This window comes from Streptosporangium sp. NPDC053982 (assembly GCF_055585205.1).
In genome coordinates this window covers 90,773-114,910 of the sequence record NZ_JBVJKQ010000015.1, presented here as the reverse complement: position 1 = coordinate 114,910, position 24,138 = coordinate 90,773, and the positions used below count along the sequence as shown (strand labels likewise).

At 73.2% G+C, this 24,138-nt stretch carries 19 protein-coding genes; 3 read left to right on the top strand and 16 right to left on the bottom strand.

The genetic code is table 11. From position 1 onward, the window contains the following. Positions 1 to 194 precede the first annotated feature (194 nt). The gene (locus ACZ6W9_RS27015) at positions 195 to 1,523 is read left to right on the top strand and encodes a PhoH family protein (RefSeq protein WP_389956770.1); all 1,329 of its coding nucleotides are present in this window, start codon (positions 195 to 197) and stop codon (positions 1,521 to 1,523) included. Between the two features lie 69 nt (positions 1,524 to 1,592). Here the strand turns inward: ACZ6W9_RS27015 and ACZ6W9_RS27010 are convergent, their stop codons facing one another. The 3 genes from ACZ6W9_RS27010 to ACZ6W9_RS27000 all read right to left on the bottom strand — a co-directional run bounded on the left by ACZ6W9_RS27010 (position 1,593) and on the right by ACZ6W9_RS27000 (position 4,317). Continuing rightward, on the bottom strand, positions 1,593 to 2,168 hold the full coding sequence (locus ACZ6W9_RS27010; RefSeq protein WP_389956767.1) for a hypothetical protein: 576 nt from the start codon (positions 2,166 to 2,168) through the stop codon (positions 1,593 to 1,595). Between the two features lie 74 nt (positions 2,169 to 2,242). Then, on the bottom strand, positions 2,243 to 3,646 hold the full coding sequence (locus ACZ6W9_RS27005; RefSeq protein WP_389956764.1) for a sensor histidine kinase: 1,404 nt from the start codon (positions 3,644 to 3,646) through the stop codon (positions 2,243 to 2,245). After that, the gene (locus ACZ6W9_RS27000) at positions 3,643 to 4,317 is read right to left on the bottom strand and encodes a response regulator (RefSeq protein WP_389956761.1); all 675 of its coding nucleotides are present in this window, start codon (positions 4,315 to 4,317) and stop codon (positions 3,643 to 3,645) included. The genes ACZ6W9_RS27005 and ACZ6W9_RS27000 overlap by 4 nt, the downstream gene beginning before the upstream one ends. A 297-nt stretch (positions 4,318 to 4,614) precedes the next feature. Between ACZ6W9_RS27000 and ACZ6W9_RS26995 the strand changes: the two genes are divergently transcribed. Together ACZ6W9_RS26995 and ACZ6W9_RS26990 are read left to right on the top strand one after the other, a co-directional pair. Continuing rightward, complete coding sequence (locus ACZ6W9_RS26995; protein ID WP_389956758.1) at positions 4,615 to 5,403, top strand: aggregation-promoting factor C-terminal-like domain-containing protein; 789 nt, start codon at positions 4,615 to 4,617, stop codon at positions 5,401 to 5,403. Between the two features lie 60 nt (positions 5,404 to 5,463). After that, positions 5,464 to 7,458: a glycosyltransferase family 2 protein gene (locus tag ACZ6W9_RS26990; protein WP_470120274.1), complete on the top strand. Its 1,995-nt coding sequence runs from the start codon at positions 5,464 to 5,466 to the stop codon at positions 7,456 to 7,458. Between the two features lie 97 nt (positions 7,459 to 7,555). On the opposite strand, the gene ACZ6W9_RS26985 is transcribed toward ACZ6W9_RS26990, so the two are convergent. The 13 genes from ACZ6W9_RS26985 to ACZ6W9_RS26925 all read right to left on the bottom strand — a co-directional run bounded on the left by ACZ6W9_RS26985 (position 7,556) and on the right by ACZ6W9_RS26925 (position 24,080). After that, a complete protein-coding gene (locus tag ACZ6W9_RS26985) occupies positions 7,556 to 8,920 on the bottom strand; it encodes a tannase/feruloyl esterase family alpha/beta hydrolase (protein ID WP_470120273.1) in 1,365 nt (454 codons plus the stop codon). Between the two features lie 3 nt (positions 8,921 to 8,923). Further along, positions 8,924 to 9,943 carry an alpha/beta fold hydrolase gene (locus ACZ6W9_RS26980; RefSeq protein WP_470120271.1) on the bottom strand — a complete coding sequence of 340 codons (1,020 nt, stop codon included), beginning with the start codon at positions 9,941 to 9,943 and terminating at the stop codon, positions 8,924 to 8,926. Positions 9,944 to 9,964: 21 nt separating this feature from the next. Beyond that, positions 9,965 to 11,299 carry an MFS transporter gene (locus tag ACZ6W9_RS26975; protein ID WP_470120269.1) on the bottom strand — a complete coding sequence of 445 codons (1,335 nt, stop codon included), beginning with the start codon at positions 11,297 to 11,299 and terminating at the stop codon, positions 9,965 to 9,967. Between the two features lie 285 nt (positions 11,300 to 11,584). Then, positions 11,585 to 13,519, bottom strand: a complete 1,935-nt coding sequence (locus ACZ6W9_RS26970; protein WP_470120267.1) for a helix-turn-helix domain-containing protein — start codon at positions 13,517 to 13,519, stop codon at positions 11,585 to 11,587. A 163-nt stretch (positions 13,520 to 13,682) separates the two neighbouring features. Next, positions 13,683 to 14,426, bottom strand: coding sequence for a 3-hydroxybutyrate dehydrogenase (locus tag ACZ6W9_RS26965; protein WP_389957927.1), 744 nt, complete (start codon positions 14,424 to 14,426; stop codon positions 13,683 to 13,685). A 297-nt stretch (positions 14,427 to 14,723) separates the two neighbouring features. After that, the gene (locus tag ACZ6W9_RS26960) at positions 14,724 to 15,110 is read right to left on the bottom strand and encodes a tautomerase family protein (protein ID WP_389956741.1); all 387 of its coding nucleotides are present in this window, start codon (positions 15,108 to 15,110) and stop codon (positions 14,724 to 14,726) included. Between the two features lie 224 nt (positions 15,111 to 15,334). Continuing rightward, entirely contained in the window at positions 15,335 to 16,726 is a 1,392-nt protein-coding gene (locus tag ACZ6W9_RS26955; RefSeq protein WP_470120264.1) for a class II fumarate hydratase, read from the bottom strand. Between the two features lie 184 nt (positions 16,727 to 16,910). After that, on the bottom strand, positions 16,911 to 17,324 hold the full coding sequence (locus ACZ6W9_RS26950) for a VOC family protein (protein WP_389956736.1): 414 nt from the start codon (positions 17,322 to 17,324) through the stop codon (positions 16,911 to 16,913). Positions 17,325 to 17,456: 132 nt separating this feature from the next. Then, positions 17,457 to 19,196 carry a serine/threonine-protein kinase gene (locus ACZ6W9_RS26945; protein WP_470120262.1) on the bottom strand — a complete coding sequence of 580 codons (1,740 nt, stop codon included), beginning with the start codon at positions 19,194 to 19,196 and terminating at the stop codon, positions 17,457 to 17,459. A 35-nt stretch (positions 19,197 to 19,231) separates the two neighbouring features. Beyond that, positions 19,232 to 20,389, bottom strand: a complete 1,158-nt coding sequence (locus ACZ6W9_RS26940) for a serine/threonine-protein kinase (RefSeq protein WP_389956731.1) — start codon at positions 20,387 to 20,389, stop codon at positions 19,232 to 19,234. Between the two features lie 237 nt (positions 20,390 to 20,626). Further along, a complete protein-coding gene (locus ACZ6W9_RS26935) occupies positions 20,627 to 21,055 on the bottom strand; it encodes a TIGR03668 family PPOX class F420-dependent oxidoreductase (protein ID WP_470120260.1) in 429 nt (142 codons plus the stop codon). 6 nt (positions 21,056 to 21,061) lie between these two features. Beyond that, positions 21,062 to 22,714: a fumarate hydratase gene (locus ACZ6W9_RS26930; protein WP_389956725.1), complete on the bottom strand. Its 1,653-nt coding sequence runs from the start codon at positions 22,712 to 22,714 to the stop codon at positions 21,062 to 21,064. A 316-nt stretch (positions 22,715 to 23,030) separates the two neighbouring features. Next, entirely contained in the window at positions 23,031 to 24,080 is a 1,050-nt protein-coding gene (locus tag ACZ6W9_RS26925) for a DMT family transporter (RefSeq protein ID WP_470120258.1), read from the bottom strand. Between the last annotated feature and the right edge of the window lie 58 nt (positions 24,081 to 24,138).

The following is a 24,138-nucleotide window of genomic DNA, read 5'->3' as shown; positions in this document are numbered from 1 at the left end:
CGGGTATTCAGGACGTACCGTAACAAGTGGGTGGTCACCGGCCGCCCACACCGGAGAGGGCCCGCCTTTGCGACAACGTTCCGCCAGGGAGGGCCGGGCACCGGCGTCCCTGGCGTGTCGCGCGGCGGGATCCGGTTCCGGTCCGCATCCCAGCTCATGGCAGGGCGCCCCCCAAGGCGCCCGGGGGAGAACGCGTGGCAAACCCTTCGTCCTCAGCCACGTCGCCGGACACCACCCGGCGTACGTACGTCCTGGACACCTCGGTCCTCCTGGCTGACCCGGCGGCGATGAGCCGCTTCGCCGAACACGAGGTGGTCCTCCCGATCGTCGTCATCACCGAGCTGGAGGCCAAGCGGCACCATCCGGAACTCGGTTACTTCGCGCGCAAGGCGCTGAGGTACCTCGACGACCTGCGGGTGACCCACGGGCGGCTGGACGAGCCCATGCCCGTCGGAGACGGCACCATCCGGGTCGAGCTCAACCACAGCGACCCCTCCATCCTTCCCGTCGGCTTCCGGCTCGGTGACAACGACACCCGCATCCTGACCGTGGCGCGCACCCTCGCGGCCGAGGGCCACGACGTGGTCCTCGTCTCCAAGGACCTGCCCATGCGGGTCAAGGCCGCCTCGATCGGGCTGGCGGCGGAGGAGTACCGCGCCGAGCTGGCCTTCGTGGAGTCCTCCGGCTGGACCGGCATGGCCGAGCTCCAGGTGGCCGACGACGACGTCCAGACGCTCTTCGAGAACGGCACCGCGGACGTGCCCGAGGCGCGTGACCTGCCTGCCCACACCGGCCTGCGGCTGCTGTCCAACCGGGGTTCGGCGCTGGGCCGGGTGATGCCCGACAAGTCGGTGCGGCTGGTGCGCGGCGACCGCGAGGTCTTCGGCCTGCACGGCCGTTCGGCCGAGCAGCGCATCGCGCTCGACATCCTGATGGATCCCGAGATCGGGATCGTCTCGATGGGCGGCCGGGCGGGCACCGGCAAGTCGGCCCTGGCCCTGTGCGCGGGCCTGGAGGCGGTCCTGGAGCGCCGCCAGCACCGCAAGGTGATCGTCTTCCGCCCGCTGTACGCGGTCGGCGGTCAGGAGCTGGGCTACCTCCCCGGCAGCGAGAACGACAAGATGAACCCCTGGGCGCAGGCCGTCTTCGACACCCTCGGCGCGATCACCACCCCCGAGGTGATCGAGGAGGTCATGGACCGCGGCATGCTGGAGGTGCTGCCCCTCACCCACATCCGCGGCCGCTCCCTGCACGACGCCTTCGTCATCGTCGACGAGGCCCAGTCGCTGGAGCGCGGGGTGCTGCTGACGGTGCTGAGCCGGATCGGCGCCAACTCCCGCGTCGTGCTCACCCACGACATCGCCCAGCGCGACAACCTCCGGGTGGGCCGGCACGACGGCGTGGTCGCGGTGGTGGAGAAGCTCAAGGGCCACCCGCTGTTCGCGCACGTCACGCTGACCCGCTCCGAGCGCTCGCCGATCGCCGCGCTGGTCACCGAGATGCTGGAGGACATCACGATGTAGCGGGCCCGTCCCCGGCGGGCGGCCGTGCCGCCGCCCGCCGGGGACGGTTCCCGGTCGCGGAGAGACCGGTCACGGGGGCAGCCGCACGCCGTCGGCCGCGAGGTCACGGAACTCGAAGCAGGTGTGCTCACCCCACGACCTGGGCTCGCCGGGGAACAGCCGGGTGATCTCGACGCTCCAGATGCCCTCCTGCTTGTTCTGCCGGATCGTGCAGGTGATCTGGGCGATCCCCGCCCGGGAGAGCCTGCCCTCCCCCGACAGGATCACGTTCAGCCGGTATCCCGTGTCGTCGCCGAGGTCCTTACGGCGGCCCGCCTCGGCGTACCGGGTGGTCTCGGTGTCGTAGTGCCGGAACGCGTCGAGGTCGGTGGACAGCTCCGGCTCGGGCGGCTGCCTGCCGGCCCGGAACAGGGTGTCGACGATGTCGGAGGCGCTGTCGGAGCCCACGGGGATCCTGACGGGCTCCAGGCGGCCGTCGCGCAGCAGGTAGACGGTCACCCACGTGGGGCTGTAGCTGATCACCGGGGGTCGTCCGCGGTCCTGGACGCCGGTGGGGGCGATCCCGCATCCGCCGAGGGCGAGGACGGCCGCCAGGGCGGCGGCGTGCCACCACGGCGGGCGGCCGGGCCGTTCCGTGCCCCTCACCGGGCCGGGCCGTCCCGCGTGCCGTACGGCAGGCCGGTGCGGTGCCGCCTCCCGGGCGGCGCTGTGGCGCGCCCTCATCGCTCGGGCAGCCAGACCGTGAAGAGGACGCCGGGGTCCTGCGCGCGCGCCGAGACGGTGCCGCCGTGCAGCTCGGCGTTGGCGCGGGCGATGGACAGCCCGAGCCCGCTGCCGTCGCCGCCGCTCGCCTTGTAGAAGCGGTTGAACACGTGCGGCAGGTCGGCGGGCGGGATTCCCGGGCCGTGGTCGCGCACCTTCACCTCCAGTCCGCCGGGGGCGCGGCGGGCGGTCACCACGACGGGGGGCGCGCCGTGCCGCAGGGCGTTGCCCACCAGGTTCGCCACGATGACGTCGAGGCGCCGCGGGTCGGCGGAGAAGGCCAGCGAGCGGGGCACGTCCACCTCCACCCGGTCCGACCAGCCCCGCATCTCCAGGCAGTCGTCGATCACGTCGGCGACGTCCACGGCCTCGGCGTTCAGCGTCGCCGCGCCCGAGTCGAACCGGCTGGTCTCGATGAGCTGCTCCACCAGGGTCCGCAGCCGCCTGATCTCCCGCAGGACGAGCCGTACGGCCGCCGCGGGCTCGGCGGGCAGCCGTTCGGCCTCCTCCGAGAGCATGTCGGTCACCGCCGTCATCGCGGTCAGGGGGGTGCGCAGCTCGTGCGAGACGTCGGCGACGAACCGGCGGGACATCGCCTCCAGCGAGCGCAGCTCGGAGACGCTGCGCTCCAGGGCGGCGGCGGTGTCGTTGAAGGTGGCGGTGAGCTGCGCCAGCTCGTCCTGGCCGTGCACCGGCAGGCGGGTGTTGAGCCGGCCGGCTCCCAGTGCCCGGGCCGCCGAGCCCAGCCGCCGGACCGGCAGCAGAACCCGCCTGGCCGACACCAGGGCGACGGCGAGCGCGACGACCAGCATGATGGCGCCGGCCGCGGCCAGCGGGCGGCGCAGGTCGTCCAGGAGGCGCTCCTCCTCGGTGAGGGGGACGAACGCGAAGACGCTCATCCCGGTGGGCCTGGCGATGCCGAGGGGCTCGATCCGCCACACGGGGGTGGCGATGAGCAGCCACATCCGTCCCCGGACGGTCCGGCGGGCGGTCATCATCTCGCGGGTGGACGCGGCGGCGAGATCGGCCGGGACGTCGCCCATGCCGAAGTCGCCGTCGGGGTAGTCGTAGTTCTCGTAGCGGACCACCACCCGGCCGTCGCGGGCGCGCAGGCTCCGCTGGAGGGCGGCGATCTGCGTGTCGGCCGGCGGGCCGTCCCCCGGCCAGCGGGCGCCGACCGGCACCTTGATCCCTTCGACGATGTCGCGCACGTCGCCGACGGCGACCTGCTCGGTCCGGTCGATGACCCGGCGTTTGACGAGCTCGTAGCCGATCACCGCGACCAGCGTGGAGGCGGAGACGGCGATGAGGGTGAAGGCGATGACCAGGCGGCCCCGCAGACCGGTGTGCGGAGGCCTCACGGCGGGCTGAACCGGTAGCCGAACCCGCGGACGGTGTGGATGAACTCCGGTTCGGCGGGCACCTTCTCGATCTTGGCGCGGATCCGCTGGACGCAGGCGTCCACCAGGCGGGAGTCGGCGACGTGGGTGTGGTCCCAGATGGTCCGCAGGAGGTATCTGCGGTTGAGCACCTGGCCGGGGTGGCGGACCAGTTCGAGCAGGAGCCGCAGCTCGGTGGGGGTCAGGTGGATCTCCCGGCCGGCCAGCGACACCTTGAGCGCGCCCCGGTCCACGACCAGGTCGCCGAAGGTGACGCGGTCGGAGGCGGCCGACTCCACGCGGCGCAGCACGGCGCGGATCCGCGCGTCCAGCACGCGCGGCTCGACGGGTTTGACCACGTAGTCGTCGGCGCCGGCCTCCAGGCCCACGACCACGTCGAGGTCGTCCCCGCGGGCGGTGAGGAGGATGACGGGCAGCTGGTCCATCCGGCGGATGCGGCGGCAGACCTCGACCCCGTCGATGCCGGGGAGCATGACGTCGAGGACGGCGATCTCGGGGCGGCGCGACCTGATGTGGGCGAGGGCGTCCTCGCCGTTGTCAAAGGAGGTCACGGTATGCCCCTGCCGGCTCAGCGCCAGCTCCAGCCCCGTCCGGACCGAGGGGTCGTCTTCCACCAGAAGGATGCCCGCCACGTCGCAATTATTCGCCCAAATGCCAGCAGATCGACGCCTGTCATTGAACTGTGACAGGGGTGGGACGGGCCGGGCGGTACGGCGGGCCCCTCCGGGACCTCCCGCTCCGGCGCGCGGTCCGGAGTGACTGCGAGTCGTGAAAATGTGACTGAAATCACAGTCAATAACCAAATGACGGGAAAGTCCATGTAATCAGCAGGTAAGCAGGGGGAACGTCCGCTGATCTCGCCGAGGAGGCAGACCAACTCCGCCGTTCAGGTTGCGGAGCACCCCCCCGCGCACGGCAAGCTCAAGGTCGTGAGCTCAGGACCGCCGCAGTTGAGGGAGCATCCGGCTCCGCGCCCCCGCCGTAGCGCCAGGAAACCCGCCAGACGGGACAAGACGGCCTCCCAGGCCCCACAGACCCCGCAGGACCCGCGGACCGGGCGAGCCGGGAAGAAGAAGGGGTGGCTGACCCCCAAGCGCGCCGTCATCCTCGGGACGACGGCGGCCGTCGTCGTGGGCGGCGGAGGGTTCACCGCCTACACCGCGATCCAGAACGCCTCCGCCCCGAAGCAGGCGCCGCTCTCCCTGAACGAGATGTCGAAGATGTTCGGCGGCGGCGACCCGTTCGGACCCGACCCCGAGGGCGATGTCCTCAAGGCCCAGGCCGCCCAGGCGCTCAAGGCCGACCGGCTGGCCGCCCAGCGGGAGAAGGGCCGTAAGCTCAGCCCCATCAAGATCGTAAAAGAGGCGCCCGGCGGCAACGGCTTCGACCCCAAGCAGCTCCCCTCCGGCTCGGCCAACCCGTCCGGCAACCGCGCGCTGGGCAAGCAGATGCTGGAGTCGCGCGGCTGGGGCGACCAGTGGGGCTGCCTGGAGAGGCTCTGGACCAAGGAGAGCGGCTGGAACGAGCGGGCGATGAACCGCTACAGCGGCGCCTACGGCATCCCGCAGTCCCTGCCCGGCAGCAAGATGGCCAGCGCCGGCGGCGACTGGCAGACCAACCCCGCCACCCAGATCGCGTGGGGCCTCGGCTACATCAAGGGCCGCTACGGGACGCCATGTGGTGCCTGGGCCCATTCCCAGGCCACGGGCTGGTATTGAGACACCAGGACTCGGCAAGTCTGACCGCCTCCATGCCATGGGCGACGCACCCTGGGGCTCATGGATGTGAAGGTCAGCGTGGTGGTGCCGGTGCGAGACCCCGGCACCGCGGCAGACGCCTGTGTCCGCTCGCTCCTGGAACAGTCGATGGCCCCGGAGGAGTACGAGGTCGTCTTCGCCGACGCCGGACCGGGCGACGGGATCCGGCGGCGCCTTGAGACGCTGTCGGCGGCGCGGCCGAACGTCCGGGTGATCCACCTGGAGGAGACCGGCTCGCCGATGCGGGGCCGCAACAGCGGCATGGCCGTCGCCCAGGGCGAGTACGTCTACCTCATGGAGCAGACCGACCGGCTGGAGCGGACCGCGCTGGAGCGGATGTACCGGCGGGCCGTGCAGACCGACGCCGACGTCCTCCTCGGACGGCTGGCATCCGGCCGGACGCCGCCCTCCCCGGTGTTCGAGGCCGACCGCGACCGCGCCGACGTCCTCAAGGACCGGCTGCTGTCGGCGCTGACCCCGCACAAGCTCTACCGCCGGGCGTTCCTGGACGCCGAGGCGCTCTGCTTCCCCGACCCCGGCGGGCGCCTGGCCGAGGAGGCCTTCGTGCTCCGCGCCTACCTGCGGGCCAAGGTCGTCGCGGTCATGGCCGACGAGGTCTGCTGCCACGTCGCCGAACGCCCCGAACCGCCGGGCGACCCGTACGTGCAGGGGGCGGAGCTGCGCGAGCTGCTCGACGTCATCGACGCCGAGCTGCCGCCGGGACGGCGGCGCGACCGGATGTACGCGCACTGGCTGCGGGCTTCGGTGCTGCGCCGGCTCGGCGGCAACCGGTTCGTCACCGCCTCCGCCCGGGAGCGGGCGGCCGCCTTCACCACGCTGCGCGAGCTCGTCATCCAGCGCTTCCCACCGCACCTCGACCGCTACCTGCCCGTCCACCTGAGGGTCCGCGCGGCCCTGCTGCGCGCCGGCCGCCTCGACCGGCTCCTCGCACTGGCCGAGGCCATGCGCGGCGCCCATCTGCGGGCCGACCTGAGGGAGGCCGGCTGGCGGGACGGCGCGTTCGAGATGACGCTCACCGTCGAGATCATGCGGGCCGGCGGCGAGCCGATGCGGTTCGTCCCGTACGGGGAGACCGGCCTGCTGTGGGATCCACCGGTGCCGCTGGACGTCCACCTCCCCCCGGAGCTGGTGGACGTCACCCGGGCCGTCTCGCAGGCCCGGGTCGAGGTCTACGTCAGGCACCCCGGCAGCGGGCTCGTCCACGCCCTGCCGGTGACGTCGTCGCTGACCCGCTGCCGGCACCGCAACGGGATCAGGCTGCAGGCCGGGGCGACCGCCCGGCTGGAGGTGGACACCGCGGCCCTGGGCCGTCCGCTGCCGGCCGGCTCATGGGAGGTCCACGTGCGCATGCACGGCGGGGCGCACCGGGCCCGCGCCCGGGTGGCCGGCGCCCCGGACGGCTGCGTCGGCGAGCTGGCCGGCGGCTCCCGGCGGCTGGTCGTCCCCTGGTGGTCGGAGGAGGGGGAGCTGAGCGTCTGCGTGGAGCCCCGCTCGTTCTCCGAGTCGATCGTCCTGGTATCGACGGGCACGACGGTCATCCGCGACCGGGGACAGGTCTTCGTCGTCGTGCCGGTGCCGTACGTGCCGCCGAGCGGGGGGCCGCCCGCCGAGCTGGCGCTGCGCCGGGCGGCCCGCCCGGATCAGGAGGTGTGCGTGCCCGCGCTCATCGAGCCGGGCGTTCCGGGACGCCACGCGGGGCGGCTGGTGGCCAGGGTCCCGACCCGGCTCGCCGCCCAGGAGGGGTTCCTGTGCCCGGGGGAGTGGCTGCCGTTCCTGCGGCTGGACGGAGGGGAGACGGCCCTGCGCTTCCGGGTGCGGATGGGCCGCACCGGCCGGGTGGAGGCCGGCGGCGCGGACGGCACGGACGGCACGGACGGCCGGGCCGCGGCCGGACCCCGGCACCCGCCGGTCCGTCGCGCGGTCCTGCGGGTTCCCGGGGTCCGGGGCGCCGTCCGGCTGGCCCGGACGGTGCGGCGGCACTACCTGCCGAGCTGACGGGCCGTCGGCGGGACCGTCGCTCCGCGGACCGCCGGCGGGGCGGGCGCCCGGCGGGGCCGCGCCGCCCGGGTGACCCGGGCGGCGCCGCGGGACGCTACCCGTCGAGCCGGCAGCCGTTGACGAGGTCACCGCTCTCCGGGCGCGGCAGGGTCGCGCTCGGCGGGGGAGCCTGACCCTTCTCCACCCAGCCCGCGAGGGCGTCGAAGGCGGTGCGGAAGCACGGCAGCATCGGCCTGAGCCTGTCGGGGAAGCTCGCGTACAGGCCGTCGGTGTGGGTGCCGTCGGTGATCCGGTAGTAGCGGAACGGCCGGTCGCCGACCATCTTCGCGTAGACGTCCCCGGTGCGGGAGATCGGCAGCAGCGTGTCCAGCGTGCCCTGGAGGGTGATCAGGGGCTTGCCGATCCGCCCGGTCAGCTCGATCTTCCTCACCGCCGGCGCGACCTGCTTCCTGCGGGCCGCGTAGTCGTAGTCGGCGTCGCAGGCCGGCGTGCCCGAGGCGCAGTACGGCGTGCCCGCCTCGGCGTCGCCGTCGTAGCCAGGGTCGAGCTCCTCACGGTAGAGCCGCTGGGTGAGGTCCCAGTACACCTGGTGGTGGAAGGGCCACAGGAACTCCGACCCCTTGGCGTAACCGGCGTCGTACATCGCCTGGGCGTCACCCGCGGGGTAGGCCCGCAGCGCCGGCGGCAGGAAGGTCAGGAGGTTGTCGTCCTGCGTCCACAGGGTGCCCTCCCAGTCCACCCCGCCGTCGTAGAGCCACGGCCGGTTCTCCAGCTGCCAGCGGACGAGGTAGCCGCCGTTGGAGATGCCCGCGGCGTAGGTGCGGCGGGGGAGCCTGCCGTACCGCTGCGCGACGACGGCCTTGGCGGCGACCGCCACCTGCGTGACCCGGGTGTTCCACTCGGCGAGCGCGTCGCCGGGCTGCTTGCCGTCCTTGTAGAACTCGACGCCGGTGTTGCCCTTGTCCGTCGCCGCGTAGGCGTAGCCCTTCGCCAGCGCCCAGTCGGAGATGACGAAGTCGTTGGCGTACTGCTCGCGGTTGCCGGGGGTGCCCGCGACGACCAGCCCGCCGTTCCAGTCGTCGGGCAGCCGGATCACGAACTGCGAGTCGTGGTTCCAGCCGTGGTTGGTGTTGGTGGTGGAGGTGTCGGGGAAGTAGCCGTCGATCTGGACGCCGGGCACGCCGGACGGGCCGGTCGCCCCGGCCGGGTGCAGGCCCGACCAGTCGGCGGGGTCGGTGTGCCCGGAGGCGACCGTTCCGGTGGTGGTGAGGTCGTCCAGGCAGGACTTCTCCTGGTGCTCGGCGCCCACGACCGTCAGTGGTCTCATCGGCCCGCAGTGCCGGCCGGAGGCGCCGGCCGTCTCGGCGGTGGCGGCCGGGGCGGACGCCAGGGCGGCGGCGGTGAGGAGCGCCGCGCCCGCGGCGAGCGCGGCGGGCCGTCGGCGGCGGGATGTCGTCATATGTCAGCTCCGCTTCAGGTGGTCGGTGAGGGCGGCGCGGAACTCCTCGGGCCGCTCGACGTGCGGGCTGTGCCCGCAGTCGAGGACGACCTCGGTGAAGTTCCCGTACCGCCGCAGCACGGTCCTCGTCTGGGTCACCATCGGCTGGGCCGGGGTGCCGGGGGACCCGGGGACGATTCCGAGGGCGCCCAGGTGGGCGAGGTCGAGCATCGAGGTGTCGGAGACGATCACGTCGGAGTCGCCCCTGACCCACAGGACCGGCGGCTTGGGATCGACGGCGTCCAGGTCGTCCAGCCGCAGGTAGGTGGGGGCCATGGTGTTGAGCACCCCGCGGGGACCGGGTGCGGTGCCGGGCCAGGCGTCCGAGGGGACCGCGTCGCCCGGGTAGTTGTCCTCGCCGACCCTCGTGGTGAGCATCGAGGAGACGTAGACGTCCTCGTCCTCGGTAGCCAGGACCGTGCCGGGCTTGACGTACGTGGCGCGCAGCACGCTCCGCGGCGACAGGGGCGAGTCGGCCGACCGGTCGCCGGCGGCCAGCAGCCGCACGAACTCCGGGTTGGCCGCGCCCGCGCCGCCGCCCGCCCCGTCGGGGTGGTTCAGCGTGCCGTCCGGCCCGTGCGTGCCGCCGAAGCCGTACGGCGAGACCGGGTTGACCAGCGTCACGCTCCGCACGGCCGAGGGCCGGTCGCGCAGCGCCTGCAGCACGACCCCGCCGCCCATGCTCCACCCCACCAGGTGCGCGTCCGGCAGGTCGAGGGCGTCGAGGAGCGCGAGGACGTCGTCGGAGAAGTCCCGCAGGCCGCGGGTGGCGTCGACCGGCGCCGGGTCGCTTCCGCCGAAGCCGCGCAGGTCCACCGCGAGCGGCCGGTAACCGCCGGGCAGGGCGAGCATCGTCTCCCGCCAGAAGACGGAGCTCGACACGTTGCCGTGGACGAACAGCACCGGCTCGCCCCCGGCCACCCCGGAGGTCAGGACGTTCTGGGTGATCCGGGCGGTGGGCACCCGCCGGTTCTCAAGATGCATCGGACGCTCTCCGGTACGGGCTCAGCGGACGGTCGGGGCGGAGGCGGCGTCGCCCTCGGCGCGCACGGTGGCCAGGTCGCGGTCCTTGGTCTCCCGGGCGACGAAGACGGTGATCAGGGTGACCACGGCGGCGATCAGTACGTAGATCATGACCGGCACGGCGGAGCCGTACTGCTGCAGCAGGGCCACCGCGATCAGCGGGGCGATGCCGCCGGCGACGATCGAGGCGAGCTGCGCGCCGACCGACACGCCCGAGTAACGCATCCGGGTGGCGAACAGCTCGGAGAAGAACGCGGCCTGCGGGCCGTACATCGCGCCGTGCAGGATCAGGCCGACCGTGACCGCCAGGGTGACCGCGAAGAAGTTCTTCGTGTCGATCAGCGGGAAGAAGGCGAAGGCCCACACGCCCACCCCGGCCGCGCCGATCAGGTAGACCGGGCGACGGCCGAGCCGGTCGGACAGCGCGCCCCACATCGGGATCGAGAAGAAGTGGATGGCCGAGCCGATCAGCACCGCGTTGAGCACCGTGGGCTTGTCCAGGTCCGCCGCCTCGGTGGCGTACACCAGCACGAACGCGGTGATCACGTAGTAGGAGACGTTCTCCGCGAAGCGGGCGCCGATCGCGATGAGGACGTCGCGCCAGTGGTAGCGGAACACGTCGGCCATGGGCGTGCGCTTGACCGGCTTGTGCTCGGCGTTGGCGACCGCCTGCTGGAAGATCGGCGACTCGCTGATGGACAGGCGGATCCACAGGCCGATCAGCACCAGGACACCGGAGAGCAGGAACGGGATGCGCCAGCCCCAGCTGTTGAACGCCTCGTCGCTCTGGAACGCGGCCAGCAGCGCGAGCACCGCGGTGGCCAGCAGGTTGCCGCCGGGGGCGCCGGACTGCGGCCAGGAGGCCCAGAACCCACGCCGCTTCGGGTCGCCGTGCTCGGAGACGATGAGCACCGCGCCGCCCCACTCGCCGCCGAGGGCGAAGCCCTGGACCAGCCGCAGGGCCGTCAGCAGCAGCGGGGCCGCGGCGCCGACCGTCGCGTAGGTCGGCAGGCAGCCGATCAGGAAGGTCGCGGCCCCCATCAGCAGCAGGCTGATGACCAGGAGCTTCTTACGGCCGAGGAGGTCACCGTAGTGACCGAAGACGAGCGCGCCGAGCGGGCGGGCCACGAAGCCGACGGCATAGGTCAGGAACGCCAGCAGGGTGCCGGTGAGCGGGTCGGACTTGGGGAAGAAGAGGGCGGGGAAGACCAGCGCGGCGGCGGATCCGTACAGAAAGTAGTCGTACCACTCGATCGTCGTGCCGATCAGGCTGGCGGCGACGATCTTGCCGATAGGGGTTCGGGTTTTTTCTGTCATCTCACTCACCAAGGGGTTGCGCTGTTGGGGGGATGTCGGCTCACGGTACGTAGTGACCGGCATCACTCCTATGGGTGCGGTCCCCATAGCCGGAGGAGAGGGTATGTGGGCGCCCGAGATCACGACACCTGACGGGACGGGCGGTAAGGGGGCTTACCCGATTGTGACCTATGTGCCCGGGACGGCGGACCCGGGCGGCGCGGACCCGGGCGGCGCGGACCCGGGCCGGGCCGATGGGCGGCCGCGGGTCCGACCGGTCGCCGGGCCGCGGGAAAGGGCCGCGGGTCAGTTGCTGAGGCGGTGGAGGCGCAGGGCGAGCTGGATCTCCAGCGCCCGGTCGGGGTCCTGCCAGCCCGCGCCGAGGAGCCGGCCGATCCGGTCCAGCCGCTGGGTGACGGTGTTGACGTGGATGTGCAGGGCCTCCGCGGTGCGCGACAGCGAGCCCCCGGAGGCGAAGTAGGCGGTGAGCGTGCGCTCCAGGGCGGTCCCCCGGCGCGCGTCGTAGGTGAGCACCGGGCCGAGCGTCGAGGTCAGGAACGCCTCGATGTCGTGCCCGTCGCCGACGAGCAGCCCGACGAAGCCCAGCTCGGCGGCGCTCGCGCCGTCCCCCGTCCGGCCCAGCGCGAGCAGCGCGTCGGCGCAGCGCTGCGCCTCGCCGTGGGCGGCGGCGATCGGCTCCGAGCCGCGCACCGGGCCTGCGGCGCCCGCCGTGGCAGGGCGGCCGAGGGACGCGCTCAGCTCGGACGCCACCTGTCTGGCCAGGGGGCCGGGCCGGTCGCCGGGCAGCAGCAGAACCACCTCGTCGCCCCGCAGGGCGGCCAGGCCGCCCTTCAGCGTGGCCTGGGAGGAGGCCCAGAACGCGGCGCGCTCGCGCCCCCCGCCGTGGCGGACCACGATCACCACGTGGTCGGCGTTCAGGTCGACCCCGACCCGCCGGGCCCGCTGCGCCAGGCCGTCCAGGCCGGGCCGGGAGATCAGGTCGTCCAGCAGCTCGCCCCTGACCCGGCCCTCGGCCTCGGCGGCGGTGCGCCGTGACAGCAGCAGCAGCGCGGTGACCAGCGCGGCCCGCTCCAGGATGCGCTGGTCGGTGTCGGCCACCGGGTCCTCGTGCCGCAGCACCAGCGTGCACAGCGGCTCGCCGCCGACGTCCATCGAGGCGACCAGCAGGTTGCCCTTGCGGACCGTACGGCCCAGCGCCCGCGACGACCGCGCGGCCTCGGCGATGGCCTCCGCGGTGGTCCCGGCCGCCCGCCCGCCGCGCGCCGGTCCCTTCCCGGACCCGCCCGTCCCCTGATCGGGCGCGTCCTCGCCCGGGTCCAGCGCGCCGACGTCCCCGGTGATCGCCTGCCCGGTCTCGTCCAGGACGACCAGCGAGCCGCCGAGCACCTCGGTGACCACGGCGGCGACGTCCCGGACCCCGCCGCCGCGCAGCACCAGCCCGGCCATCCGGTCGTGCGCCAGCGCGGCCCGCTCCACCGCCTCGCCGTGCGCCTTGGCCTGCCGGCTGGCCTCGCTGAGCTCCTCCAGGGCGTTCCGGGTCTCCTGCAGCAGCCGGGCGTTGTCGATGGCCACCGCCGCGTGCGCGGCCAGTGAGCCGAGCAGCACCACCTCGTCCTGGGTGAACGGCCGCACGCTCCGGTTGGAGGCGAACAGCACGCCGATGACCCGCGCGCCCAGCTTCAGCGGAACGCCGAGGATGGCCACCAGGCCCTCGTCGTGGACGGCCTCGTCGATGTGCGCCTTGTGGTTGAACCGCTCGTCGGAGAAGTAGTCGGCCGTCGCGTACGGCGTGGCGGTCTGGGCGACCAGCCCGCCCAGACCGGCGCCCATGGCCAGCCGCACGTTGCGGAACTTCGCCGACACCGAGCCGTCGGTCACCCGCATCCGGGTGTCGCCCCGCTCGGGGTCGATCAGTGTCATGTAGGCGACGTCGGTGCCCAGGAGCTGCCGGGCCCGGCGCACGATCGCCTCCAGCACGGCGTCGAGGTCGCGCAGTCCCGCCAGGTCGCTCGCCGTGTCGAACAGGGCGGCCAGCTCCGCCTCCCGCCGGGCCCGGCGCCACAGCTGCGCCCGCACCTTCAGCGCGGTGAGCTTGGCGTCCTCCAGCTCGGCGAGCGTGGCCGCGTCCACCCCGGCGGCGCGGGCGGCCAGGATGGGCCCCTCGAACTCGACCGACGACGCTTCCCTGGCCAGCAGTTCGAGGTAGATCCCTACGTTCATACCCTCCATTGTCGCGGCGCTTCCTATCTATCCCGATCTGCCCCGGTATCGCTCACCGCTGGGCACGGGGAGCGGCCCGCCGGGTGCGGGGAGCGGCCCGCCGGCCGTCCCCGCGCCGCGGGCGCGCGGTGGTGCCCGGCCCGCGCCCCGCACGGGCCGGGGGTCAGTGGGCGGTCCAGCCGCCGTCGACGGGCAGGGACACCCCGGTGAGGAACGAACCGTGCGGGCCGCAGAGGTAGGCGACCAGCTCGGCCACCTCCTCCGGCTCGATCAGCCGCTTGATCGCGGCAGGGGCCAGCATGATCTTCTCGATCACCTCGTCCCTGCCGATCCCGTGCGTCTCGGCCTGGGCGTCGACCTGCTTCTCGACCAGCGGCGTGCGGACGTAGGCGGGACACACGCAGGTGGAGGTGACCCCGTGCGGGGCTCCCTCCAGGGCGATGACCTTCGACAGGCCCTCCAGCGCGTGCTTGGCCGTGACGTACGCCGCCTTGTACGGCGAGGCGCGCAGCCCGTGGATCGAGGAGATGTTGACGATCCGGCCCCAGCCGCGCTCGTACATCCCCGGCAGGACCGACCTGACCAGCAGGAAAGGGGCCTCGACCATGACCTTCATGATCTTGGAGAAGACCTCCGGCGGGAAGTCCTCGATCGGCGCGACGTGCTGGAAGCCCGCGTTGTTGACCACGATGTCCGTGCCCGGGGGGAGGGCGTCGGTGAAGTCCGGGGCCGACAGGTCCGCGACCACCGGCGTGCCGGACACCTCCGTGGCCACCTTCGCGGCGGCCTCCGCGTCCATGTCGACCACCACCACGTGCGCCCCGGCGGCGGCCAGGCGGTGTGCGCAGGCACGCCCGATCCCGCTGCCCGCCCCGGTCACCACGGCCCGGCGTCCTGTCAGGTCCATCATGCCGCCGAATGTATGCAATCGGCCGAACACCGGCCCATGTACGCGGTCGCCATAGTCCCATGGTCGGCTATGTGTGCGTCGCGGGTCCCCCGGGGTGCCGGGCGGTCCACCCGCCCGGCCGGGGCGGGCGGCGCGGGACGGCCGCCGGCGGTCCACCCGTTCGGCCGGAGGCGTAGGGCGGTCGCCGGGTGGCCCGCCTCCCTGTCCGGGACGGCCCCCGGCGGTTCGCCTGCCCGTCCGGGACGGCCGTCGGGCGGTGACCGGCGGATCGGTGTCGCGACCGCCGCCCGGTCCTCAGACGGTGACCGGGTAGGTCAGCGCCAGCTCGTCGCCCGGCAGGCCCCGGATGCCCCAGTTGACCTGCGGCGCCTCCAGGAGCACGATCTCCAGGTCCTCGGACGGCAGGCCGAGGACCTCCCGCGCCCTGGCGAACAGGGTGCGGATCAGGTCGCGCTTGGCCTGCGGGGAGCGGCCCTCGAAGCAGATGATCTCCACGATGAGATACCGCTCGCTCCGCTGCGGACAGACCATATCCTCGGCGTCCAGCAGCAGGAACCGGTGGAACCGCTTTTCCGCGGGGAGCTTCCACGCCTCCGTCAGGCAGCCGTGGACGGTGTCGGAGAGCTCCCGGCGCCGGTCGGCCCAGACGTCGCGGCGGCCGTAGAACTTGACCTGTGCCATGGTTCGATTCTCCTGCGGGGAGGCCCCGGACGTCCGTCCGGGGCGGAATCGGGGACACCGAGTCTTCCATGTCTCCCGCGTCTCCCACGGCGTCCCCGGCCGCCTGACGGCCTGACCGTACCCGGGGCGCCGGGCGCGGGTCGTCCGCCGCCGCGTCGCCGTCCGCTCCGCCCATGACCCTCGGGAGCCCCCGCGGCTCCCCGGTCTCCGGCGGGGGAGCCGCGTCAGGACGGTCGCCGGGTCATGGACAGCACGTCCAGCAGGTCGTCGAGCTGTTCCTCGGTGACGGCGCCAGAGGCGACGTGGCCGCGCTCGACGACGACCTCGCGGATCGTCCTGCGCTCGGCGAGGGCCTGCTTGGCGATCTTCGCCGCCTCCTCGTAGCCGACGTACCGGTTGAGGGGCGTGACGATCGACGGGGACGACTCGGCGTACTCGCGCATCCGGTCGGCGTTGGCCGTGACGCCCTGGACGCACCGGTCGGCCAGCAGCCGGGAGACGTTGGCGATCAGCCGGATGGACTCCATGATGTTGCGGGCGATGACCGGCAGCATCACGTTGAGCTCGAAGTTGCCCGAGGCCCCGGCGAACGCGATCGCCGCGTCGTTTCCGATGACCTGGGCGGCGACCATGTGCGTCGCCTCGGGGATCACCGGGTTGACCTTGCCCGGCATGATCGACGATCCCGGCTGGAGGTCGGGCAGGTCGATCTCGCCGAGGCCGGCCCTGGGGCCCGAGCCCATCCACCGCAGGTCGTTGGCGATCTTGTTGAGCGAGACGGCGACCGTACGGAGCTGGCCGGAGAGCTCCACGATCGCGTCCCGCGCGCCCTGGGCCTCGAAGTGGTCGGGAGCCTCGGAGAACGGCAGCCCGGTGGCCTCCCGGAGCTTCTCGATGACCTTGGGCGCGAAGCCGGGCGGGGTGTTGATCCCGGTGCCGACGGCCGTGCCGCCCAGCGGGAGCTGAACCAGGTGCGGGATGGCCGAGCGCACCCGGGCGACGGCGTTGTCGATCTGGGTGGCGTACCCGCCGAACTCCTGGCCGAGGGTGACCGGCGTGGCGTCCATCAGGTGGGTGCGGCCGGACTTGACCACGCCCTCGAACTCCAGCGACTTGCTCCGCAGCGCGGTGGCCAGGTGCCGCAGCGAGGGGATCAGGTGGTAGGTCACCTCGGTCGCGGCGGCGACGTGGATGGAGGTGGGGAAGACGTCGTTGGACGACTGCGAGGCGTTGACGTGGTCGTTGGGATGGACCGGACGGCCCAGCCGCTCCTCGGCCAGGGTGGCGATCACCTCGTTGGCGTTCATGTTGGAGGAGGTGCCGGAGCCCGTCTGGAAGACGTCGATCGGGAACTCGGAGTCCCATTCGTTCTCGGCGACGTCGGTGGCCGCCTCGGCGATCGCCTGCGCCAGGTCCTTCTCCAGGATCCCGAGTTCGGCGTTGACCTCGGCGGCGATCGCCTTGATCAGGCCGAGGGCGGCGATGTGCGGGCTCTCCAGCCCCCGCCCGGATATCGGGAAGTTCTCCACCGCCCGCTGTGTCTGCGCCCGCCACTTCGCGTCCGCCGGAACCTGTACCTCGCCCATCGAGTCGTGCTCGATCCGGTATTCGGTCATGGGTCCAGTCTGCGTCCTGCCGGATAAAGCCGTAATTCAGCATCCTCCGGACGAACCACTCCGGCTCCGGATCGGCCGGCACCGACCGACCGTCCGACCGTCCGTGCGTGCGGCGCCGGTCGTCCGTGCGGCGGCGCCGACCCCCGTCGGCGCCGCCGCGTCTCCGTACGGCGGTGCCGCCGCGTCAGCCCTTCGGCTGCTGGAAGCGGATCATGTTGCCCGCCGGGTCGCGGAAGGCGCAGTCGCGGACGCCGTACGGCTGGTCGATCGGCTCCTGGACGACCTCGGCGCCGGACGCACGGACCTCCTCGAAGACGGCGTCGCAGTCCGGGGTGGCGAAGACGACGGCGCGCAGCAGGCCCCTGGCGAGCAGGTCGCCCAGCGCGGCGACGTCCTTCGGGTCGGCGTTCGGGTCGGCCTCGAGGGTCTCCAGGACGACGTTGACGTCCGGCTGCGACGGCGGGCCCATGGTCAGCCAGCGCGCCTTCCCGTACGCGACGTCGTTGCGGACCTCCAGGCCGAGCGCGTCCCGGTAGAAGGTGAGCGCCTTCTCGGCGTCGTCGACGGTGATGTAGCAGTAGTGCAGGGTGAGTTCCATGCCGATCACGCTATGGCCGGCGATCCCTCCGGGACTTCTCGATTCCTGACCGGTTCGGCGGGACACCGGTCGCCGGGTGTCCGTGAAGGCGGTGCTTGGCGCGGGCCGCCGGATGCCCGTGAAGGCGGTGCGTCAGGCGAAGGCGGCCACCGCCATGATGATGATCACGATCAGCGCGACGGCGGCGATCCCCAGGAGGGCGATCAGGCCGATGCGGGTACGGGGCGGTGTGGTGTTCTGCACGCCCTTGCCGCCCTGCCCGGCGATCGCGAACAGGTCGGTGCCCAGCCCGTGGGAGCGGAGCTGGTCACCGGTGAGCCGGGCCCCGGGGGCGGCTCCGGGGCCCCGCGCGTGGTCCCAGGGTGCTCCGGGTCCGCCGGGATCGCCGTGCGCCCCGACGGGGGGCAGCATGCGGGTGTCCGCGGCGCCCTCGTTCGCCGGTCCCGGCGCCGCCGGGGCACGGGGTGGGAAAGCCTGTGCCGAAGACGGCCCCCGGGCCGGAGACGCGGTCCCGGGCCCGCCGGGTGGCCGGTCATGGGAGCCGGGCGCCTGGTCGCGGGCGGGACCGGGCGCCTGGTCGCGGGCGGGCAGGCGGAGGCCCCCCTGCGGGCGGGCGACCACCATGGTCCGGTCGGCGTCGAACTCCCCGTCCTCACCGGGAGGCGTGCCCGCCGGGCCCCGCGGCGCCGGGGACGCGCCGCCGGGTGCGGAGGGGGCGGACGGTGCGGCACCGGACGCGGCGGGCCGGGAGGCCGGGAGACCGTACGGCGGCGTGGCCGGGCGCCCGGTCTTCGGCGCGGCGGTCCCGGGCGGCCGCGGAGGCTCCGTTGACTGCGGCGGCCGCGGGGGCTGCGGCGAGGGCCGCGGGGGCTGCGGGGCCGGATGCGGGCTCGGCTCCGGGGCCCGGAAAGCGGTGGGCTGGGGAACGGGGGAGGCGGAGGGGTGCGGCGCGGGCGGCGCGGAGGGGACGGGCCGTGCCGCGAACGTGCCGGTGGAGGGGATCTCGTCCGGCGAGGCGGGATGCCCGGCGCCCGGGGCCGCCGGGCCCGCGGGGGCGTCGGCCACGGCGCGGAGCATCGCCATCGCCCTGCCCGGTTCGGGCCGCGCGCGGAAGTCGCGCTCCAGGAGCCGCTCCAGAACGGGCCGCAGCGGCCCGGCCAGCACCGGCGGATCGACCCGGTCGGTCATCAGGGCGGCCAGGGTCTCCGACACCGAGGACCGCTCGTAGGCGGGCCTGCCCTCCACCGCGAAGTACAGCGTGGCGCCCAGGGACCACAGGTCGGACTCCGGACCGGTGTACTCGCCGCGTGCCCGCTCCGGCGGGGTGTATCCCGGCGAGCCGATGACCATGCCGGTGCTGGTGAGGCTGTCGTCCCCCTCGGCCTTGGCGATGCCGAAGTCGGTGAGCACGACCCGGCCGCTCTCGGTGAGCAGCACGTTGCCGGGCTTGACGTCGCGGTGCAGCACCCCCTGGGCGTGGGCGGCGCGCAGCGCCCCGAGGAGGTCGACGCCGATCTCGGCGACGAGCCTGGGCGGCAGCGGTCCCTCCTCCTCGATCACCTGCTCCAGGGAACGGGCGTGCACCAGCTCCATGATGATCCAGGGGCTGTCGCCCTCGATGATCGCGTCATGGACGGTGGCCACCGAGGGGTGGCCGATGCGGGCGGCCGTACGGCCCTCGCGGATCATGCGCTCCCGGAGCTCGGCGCGCTGGGCGTCGCTGAGACCGCGCTCCTGCCGGATCTCCTTGATCGCGACTTCGCGCCCGAGGGAACGGTCGTAGGCCCGCCACACCGTGCCCATCGTGCCCCGGCCGATCGGAGCGATCAGCTCGTAGCGGTTCGCGAGCAGGCGCCTCTGCTGTTCCGGCATGAGAAGAAGATAGCGATTGTTGGTTGTAGATCGCTTTACCCGCGCTTGCGAAGCTTTTTCGGCCAGAGGAGACGCGGCAGCATCAGCCTGATCATCGGCGTCAGGATCGGCCCGAACGGCTGCGGGGCGGGAAGCCGCTCCACCGGCTTGCGGTGCACGCCCTCGGCCGGACGCCGGTGGCCCCGCAGCGGCCCCGTCGGCGTCGGGGTCGGCGCGGCGGGGGCCTGGAACGGGCCCGGCGGCGGCACGAACGACGGGGGAGCGCTCTGCGGGCCGACCCGGTGCAGCCCGCGGTGCTGCGGACGGCGGTTGAACGACGGCACCGTGATCGTCGTGCCGTTCCGCAGCGGGCGGGGGATCGGCTCCTCCACCACCCCGCCGGCCGCCACCCGGGCGAGCAGCAGCGAGGCACGGACCGCGTCGAGCCGGGTCGCCGGGTCGATGGCGAGCAGGCCGCGCAGCACCGGGGTCAGCGGCCCGGCCTTCTCCATCGGGATCGGCTCGCCGCTGGTGAGCGCGGCCAGCGCGGCGGCGGCCGTACGGCGTCCGTGCAGGCCGCGTCCCTCGACGGCGGTGTAGAGGGTCGCGCCCAGTGACCACAGGTCGGCGGCCGGGCTGGCCTTGGCGCCCAGGACGCGCTCGGGGGAGATGTATCCGGCCGAGCCGAGCACCATGCCCGCCTGGGTGATCGGCACGTCCCCCTCCAGCGCGGCCAGGCCGAAGTCGGTGAGCACCGCCCGCTCGGGCGTCACCAGGACGTTGCTGGGCTTGACGTCGCGGTGCAGGATGCCCTTGGCGTGCACGGCGCGCAGCGCGCCGAGGACCTGCCGCCCGATCTCGGCGACCTGGCGGGGCGGGAGCGGGCCGTGATCCTGAAGAAGCTGCTCCAGCGACCTGGCGCGGAGCAGCTCCATCACGATCCAGGGGCGCTCGTCCTCCGTCACCACGTCGTAGACCGTGATCACCGACGGATGGGCGACCATCGCGGTGGCCCGCCCCTCGCGCTCGGTCCTGGTGCACAGCTCGGCCCGGAGGTCCTCGTCGAGGACCAGGGGCAGCCGCACCTCCTTGACCGCCACCTCCCGGTCGAGCCATTCGTCGTGCGCGCGCCAGACGGTGCCCATGCCGCCGCGCCCGACCGGCTCCGCCAGCCGGTAGCGCGCTGCGAGAAGGTATCCGGAGGGCGCACGCATGATTGGCAGCTTACCGATTTGCGTATTGAGACCTGTAGACACCGGGCCGAAACTTCTTGCGATCTTCTGTCAGATTTTCGTACTCGTCATGGTCGATAAACACTCGGTGACCTCCGCCGCCCGTCCGGCTTCCCGGTTTCCCGTGTATTCAGACGCGCGTTCCGGCTTTACGGGTGACGGCCATACCCGGCGCGCATGACGCCGGGCCGCGGCCGCCGCCTTCCGGGGACGGGGCGCTCAGGACGGCCCCGCGCCCGCCGCGTAGGACCACCCCGACCAGCGGTCCACCTCGACGACCACCACGGGCCCCTCCGGCGGGCGGTCGCGGTACGGCGGGTAGCGCGCGGCGAGCCGGGCGAGCGCCCGCTCCCGCTCGGCGCCCTCGCCGGCGATCCGGGCCCGCCCGTCGGCGCGCGCCCACCACAGCCGCGACCAGTCGTCGTCGTAGTGGTCCGCCAGCAGGCACACCCGGTCGTTGGCCGCGATGTTGCGCAGCCGGCGCAGGTCCGTGGTGCGCTTGGGCTTGTGGTCGACGGCGAACGCGATCACGTCGCCGTCGACCTCGAAGGTGACCGGCACGAGGTGGGGCGTGCCGCGGGCGTCGGCGGTGGCCAGCCGGGCGACCCTGGCCGCCCGGAACCTCTCCCTGGCCTCACCCGCGTCCATCGGCGGTCAGCGGCGGCCGATGGACAGGACGGGGCCGGTCGTGTCGGCGAAGAAGTCGTCTCCCTTGTCGTCCACCACGATGAACGCGGGGAAGTCCTCGACCTCGATCCGCCAGACCGCCTCCATCCCCAGCTCGGGGTACTCCAGAACCTCGACCTTCCTGATGCAGTCCTGGGCGAGGCGGGCGGCCGGGCCGCCGATGGAGCCGAGGTAGAAGCCGCCGTGCGCCTTGCAGGCGTCGGTGACCTGCTTGGAGCGGTTGCCCTTGGCAAGCATGATCATGGAGCCGCCGGCGGCCTGGAAGCGCTCGACGTAGGAGTCCATCCGGCCGGCCGTGGTGGGGCCGAAGGAGCCGGAGGCGTAGCCCTCGGGGGTCTTGGCGGGGCCGGCGTAGTAGACCGCGTGGTCCTTCATGTACTGCGGCATCTCGCCGCCGTCGTCGAGGAGCTCGGCGATCTTGGCGTGTGCGATGTCGCGGGCCACGACCAGGGGGCCGGTCAGCGAGAGGCGGGTCTTGACCGGGTACCTGCTCAGCTCGGCGAGGATCTCCGGCATCGGGCGGTTGAGGTCGATGCTCACCACGTCGTCGGAGAGCTGCTCGTCGGTGGTGTCCGGCAGGAACCGCGCGGGGTCGGTCTCCAACTGCTCCAGGAAGATCCCCTCGGGGGTGATCTTGGCCAGGGCCTGGCGGTCGGCGCTGCAGGAGACCGCGATGGCGACCGGGCAGGAGGCGCCGTGGCGGGGGAGGCGGATGACGCGGACGTCGTGGCAGAAGTACTTGCCGCCGAACTGCGCGCCGATGCCCAGCTTCTGGGTCAGCTCGAAGACCTTGGCCTCCAGGTCGAGGTCGCGGAAGCCGTGGCCGCTGGGGGATCCCTCGGTGGGGACGGTGTCGAGGTAGCGGGCGCTGGCGTACTTGGCCGTCTTCAGCGCGAACTCCGCGGAGGTGCCGCCGACGACGATCGCCAGGTGGTACGGCGGGCACGCGGCCGTGCCGAGGGAGCGGATCTTCTCCTCCAGGAAGGCGAGCATCCGCTTCTCGTTGAGGACGGCCTTGGTCTCCTGGTACAGGAACGACTTGTTGGCGCTGCCGCCGCCCTTGGCCATGAACAGCAGCTTGTACTCGTCGGGGTGGCCGTGCGGGTCCTCGGCGTACAGCTCGATCTGGGCGGGGAGGTTGGAGCCGGTGTTCTTCTCCTCCCACATGGTCAGGGGTGCCATCTGGGAGTAGCGCAGGTTCAGCCGGGTGTAGGCGTCGTACACGCCGCGTGAGACGTGCTCGGCGTCGGCGCCGTCGGTGAGCACGTGGCGGCCGCGCTTGCCCATCACGATCGCGGTGCCGGTGTCCTGGCACATCGGCAGCACCCCGCCGGCCGAGATCGAGGCGTTCTTCAGCAGGTCGAGGGCGACGAAGCGGTCGTTCCCGCTGGACTCCGGATCGTCGATGATCTTTCGGAGCTGGGCGAGGTGGGACGGCCGCAGGTAGTGGGAGATGTCGTGGATCGCGGTCTCGGTCAGCAGTCGCAGCGCCTCGGGGTCGACCTCCAGGAACCTGCGGCCCGCGGCCTCGACCACGCGCACCCCGTCGGTGCCGATCAGCCGGTACGGGGTCTCGTCCGGTCCCAGGGGGAGCAGGTCGGTGTAGTCGAACTCGGGCATCGTCTTTGATCCTCCGTGCCGCGTGGCTGCTTCCGGTGCCCCTAGAGGGTAAGCCCTCGTGCCGGGCGCTCCACCCGGGTGGGCGGACGACACGAAAGGAAATAAGTCATTTAATGAACCATTAGCGGCTTATGACGTCTCTTGTCCTTATATGTCCGAAAAAACGAGAGAAGCTAAGAGATGAGGCCGGGTCAGGGACCCGGTGGAAAGCCGAGGGCCGTCATGACTACCGGACACATCGTTATGCTCGCGATCGTCGCTCTCATCATCGTCGCCGGCCTCGCCGTGTCGCTGATCGCCATCACGCTCCGGAACATCAGGGAAGACGGCGGGCAGACGCCTCAGTGGCCGGTGAGCTGGCCGGAGCCTCCCACGGAGCTGCCGCAGCAGCGGGTGAAGCTGCCCCACCAGCGGCGGGCGAGCCTGCCGCGGGCGAAGAGCCGCCAGCCCCACTGAGCGCCCCGCCGTACGGCCCGCCGGGGCCGGGTGAAGGGCCGGTGAGGGCGTCGCGCGGGGAGGCGACGGGAGACCGGCGCGGTCCGCCGAGCCCGATCGCGATCCCGGCGACCACCAGCGCAGCCCCGGCCAGGTCGGGGAGCGTGGGCGCGCCCAGGCCCAGCACGGTGCCCGCGACGATGGCGCCGACCGGCATCATCCCGGCGAACAGCCCGGCGGTCCCGGGCCCGAGACGGGGCAGCGCGCCGTACCAGAGGAGGAACGCGACGGTGGTCACGAGCACCGCCTGGTACGCGAGACCCGCTGCCTCCGCCGCGGACGGCACGCGCAGCATCGCCGTGCCGTCCGCGAGCCATCCGGCGGCGGCCAGCAGCGGCACGGCCAGCGCCGACGAGTAGGCCGACACCCGCACCGCCCCGAACCGGGGCAGCAGCGGCACGGCCAGCAGCGTGAAGGACACCTCGCAGCCCAGCGCCGCCAGCGACCACAGCAGGGCGGGGAGGTCGCCGCTGCCCAGCCCGGTGGCGAGGACGGCCCCCGCGGCCACCACCGTGGCCGCCCCGACCGTCCGCGGCGACGGCCGCCCGCTGATCAGGGCCATGACGATCGGGGACATGCCGAGGACGGTCCCGGCCAGCGCCGGCCCGCCGTGCCGGGCGGCCTCGCTCAGGCACACGTTGAAGGCGGCCAGCCCGAACAGCGCCAGCGCCACCAGCAGGGCCGCCTCCCGGGGGCGGGGCCGCAGGAACCGCAGGCCGGACGCGCGGGCGACGGCGAACAGCAGCACGGCGGCCACCAGGTAACGCAGCGCCTGGCCGCCGTAGACCGGGTAACCGCCGATCGCCTCGGACACCCCGGCCAGGGTGCCGACCATGAACATCCCCGTGGCGGCCTGCACCGGGCCGCGCATCTCCCGGCGTCCCCGGCCGACCGGCCCTCCCCGGGACGCCGTAGGGCCTCCCGCCGGG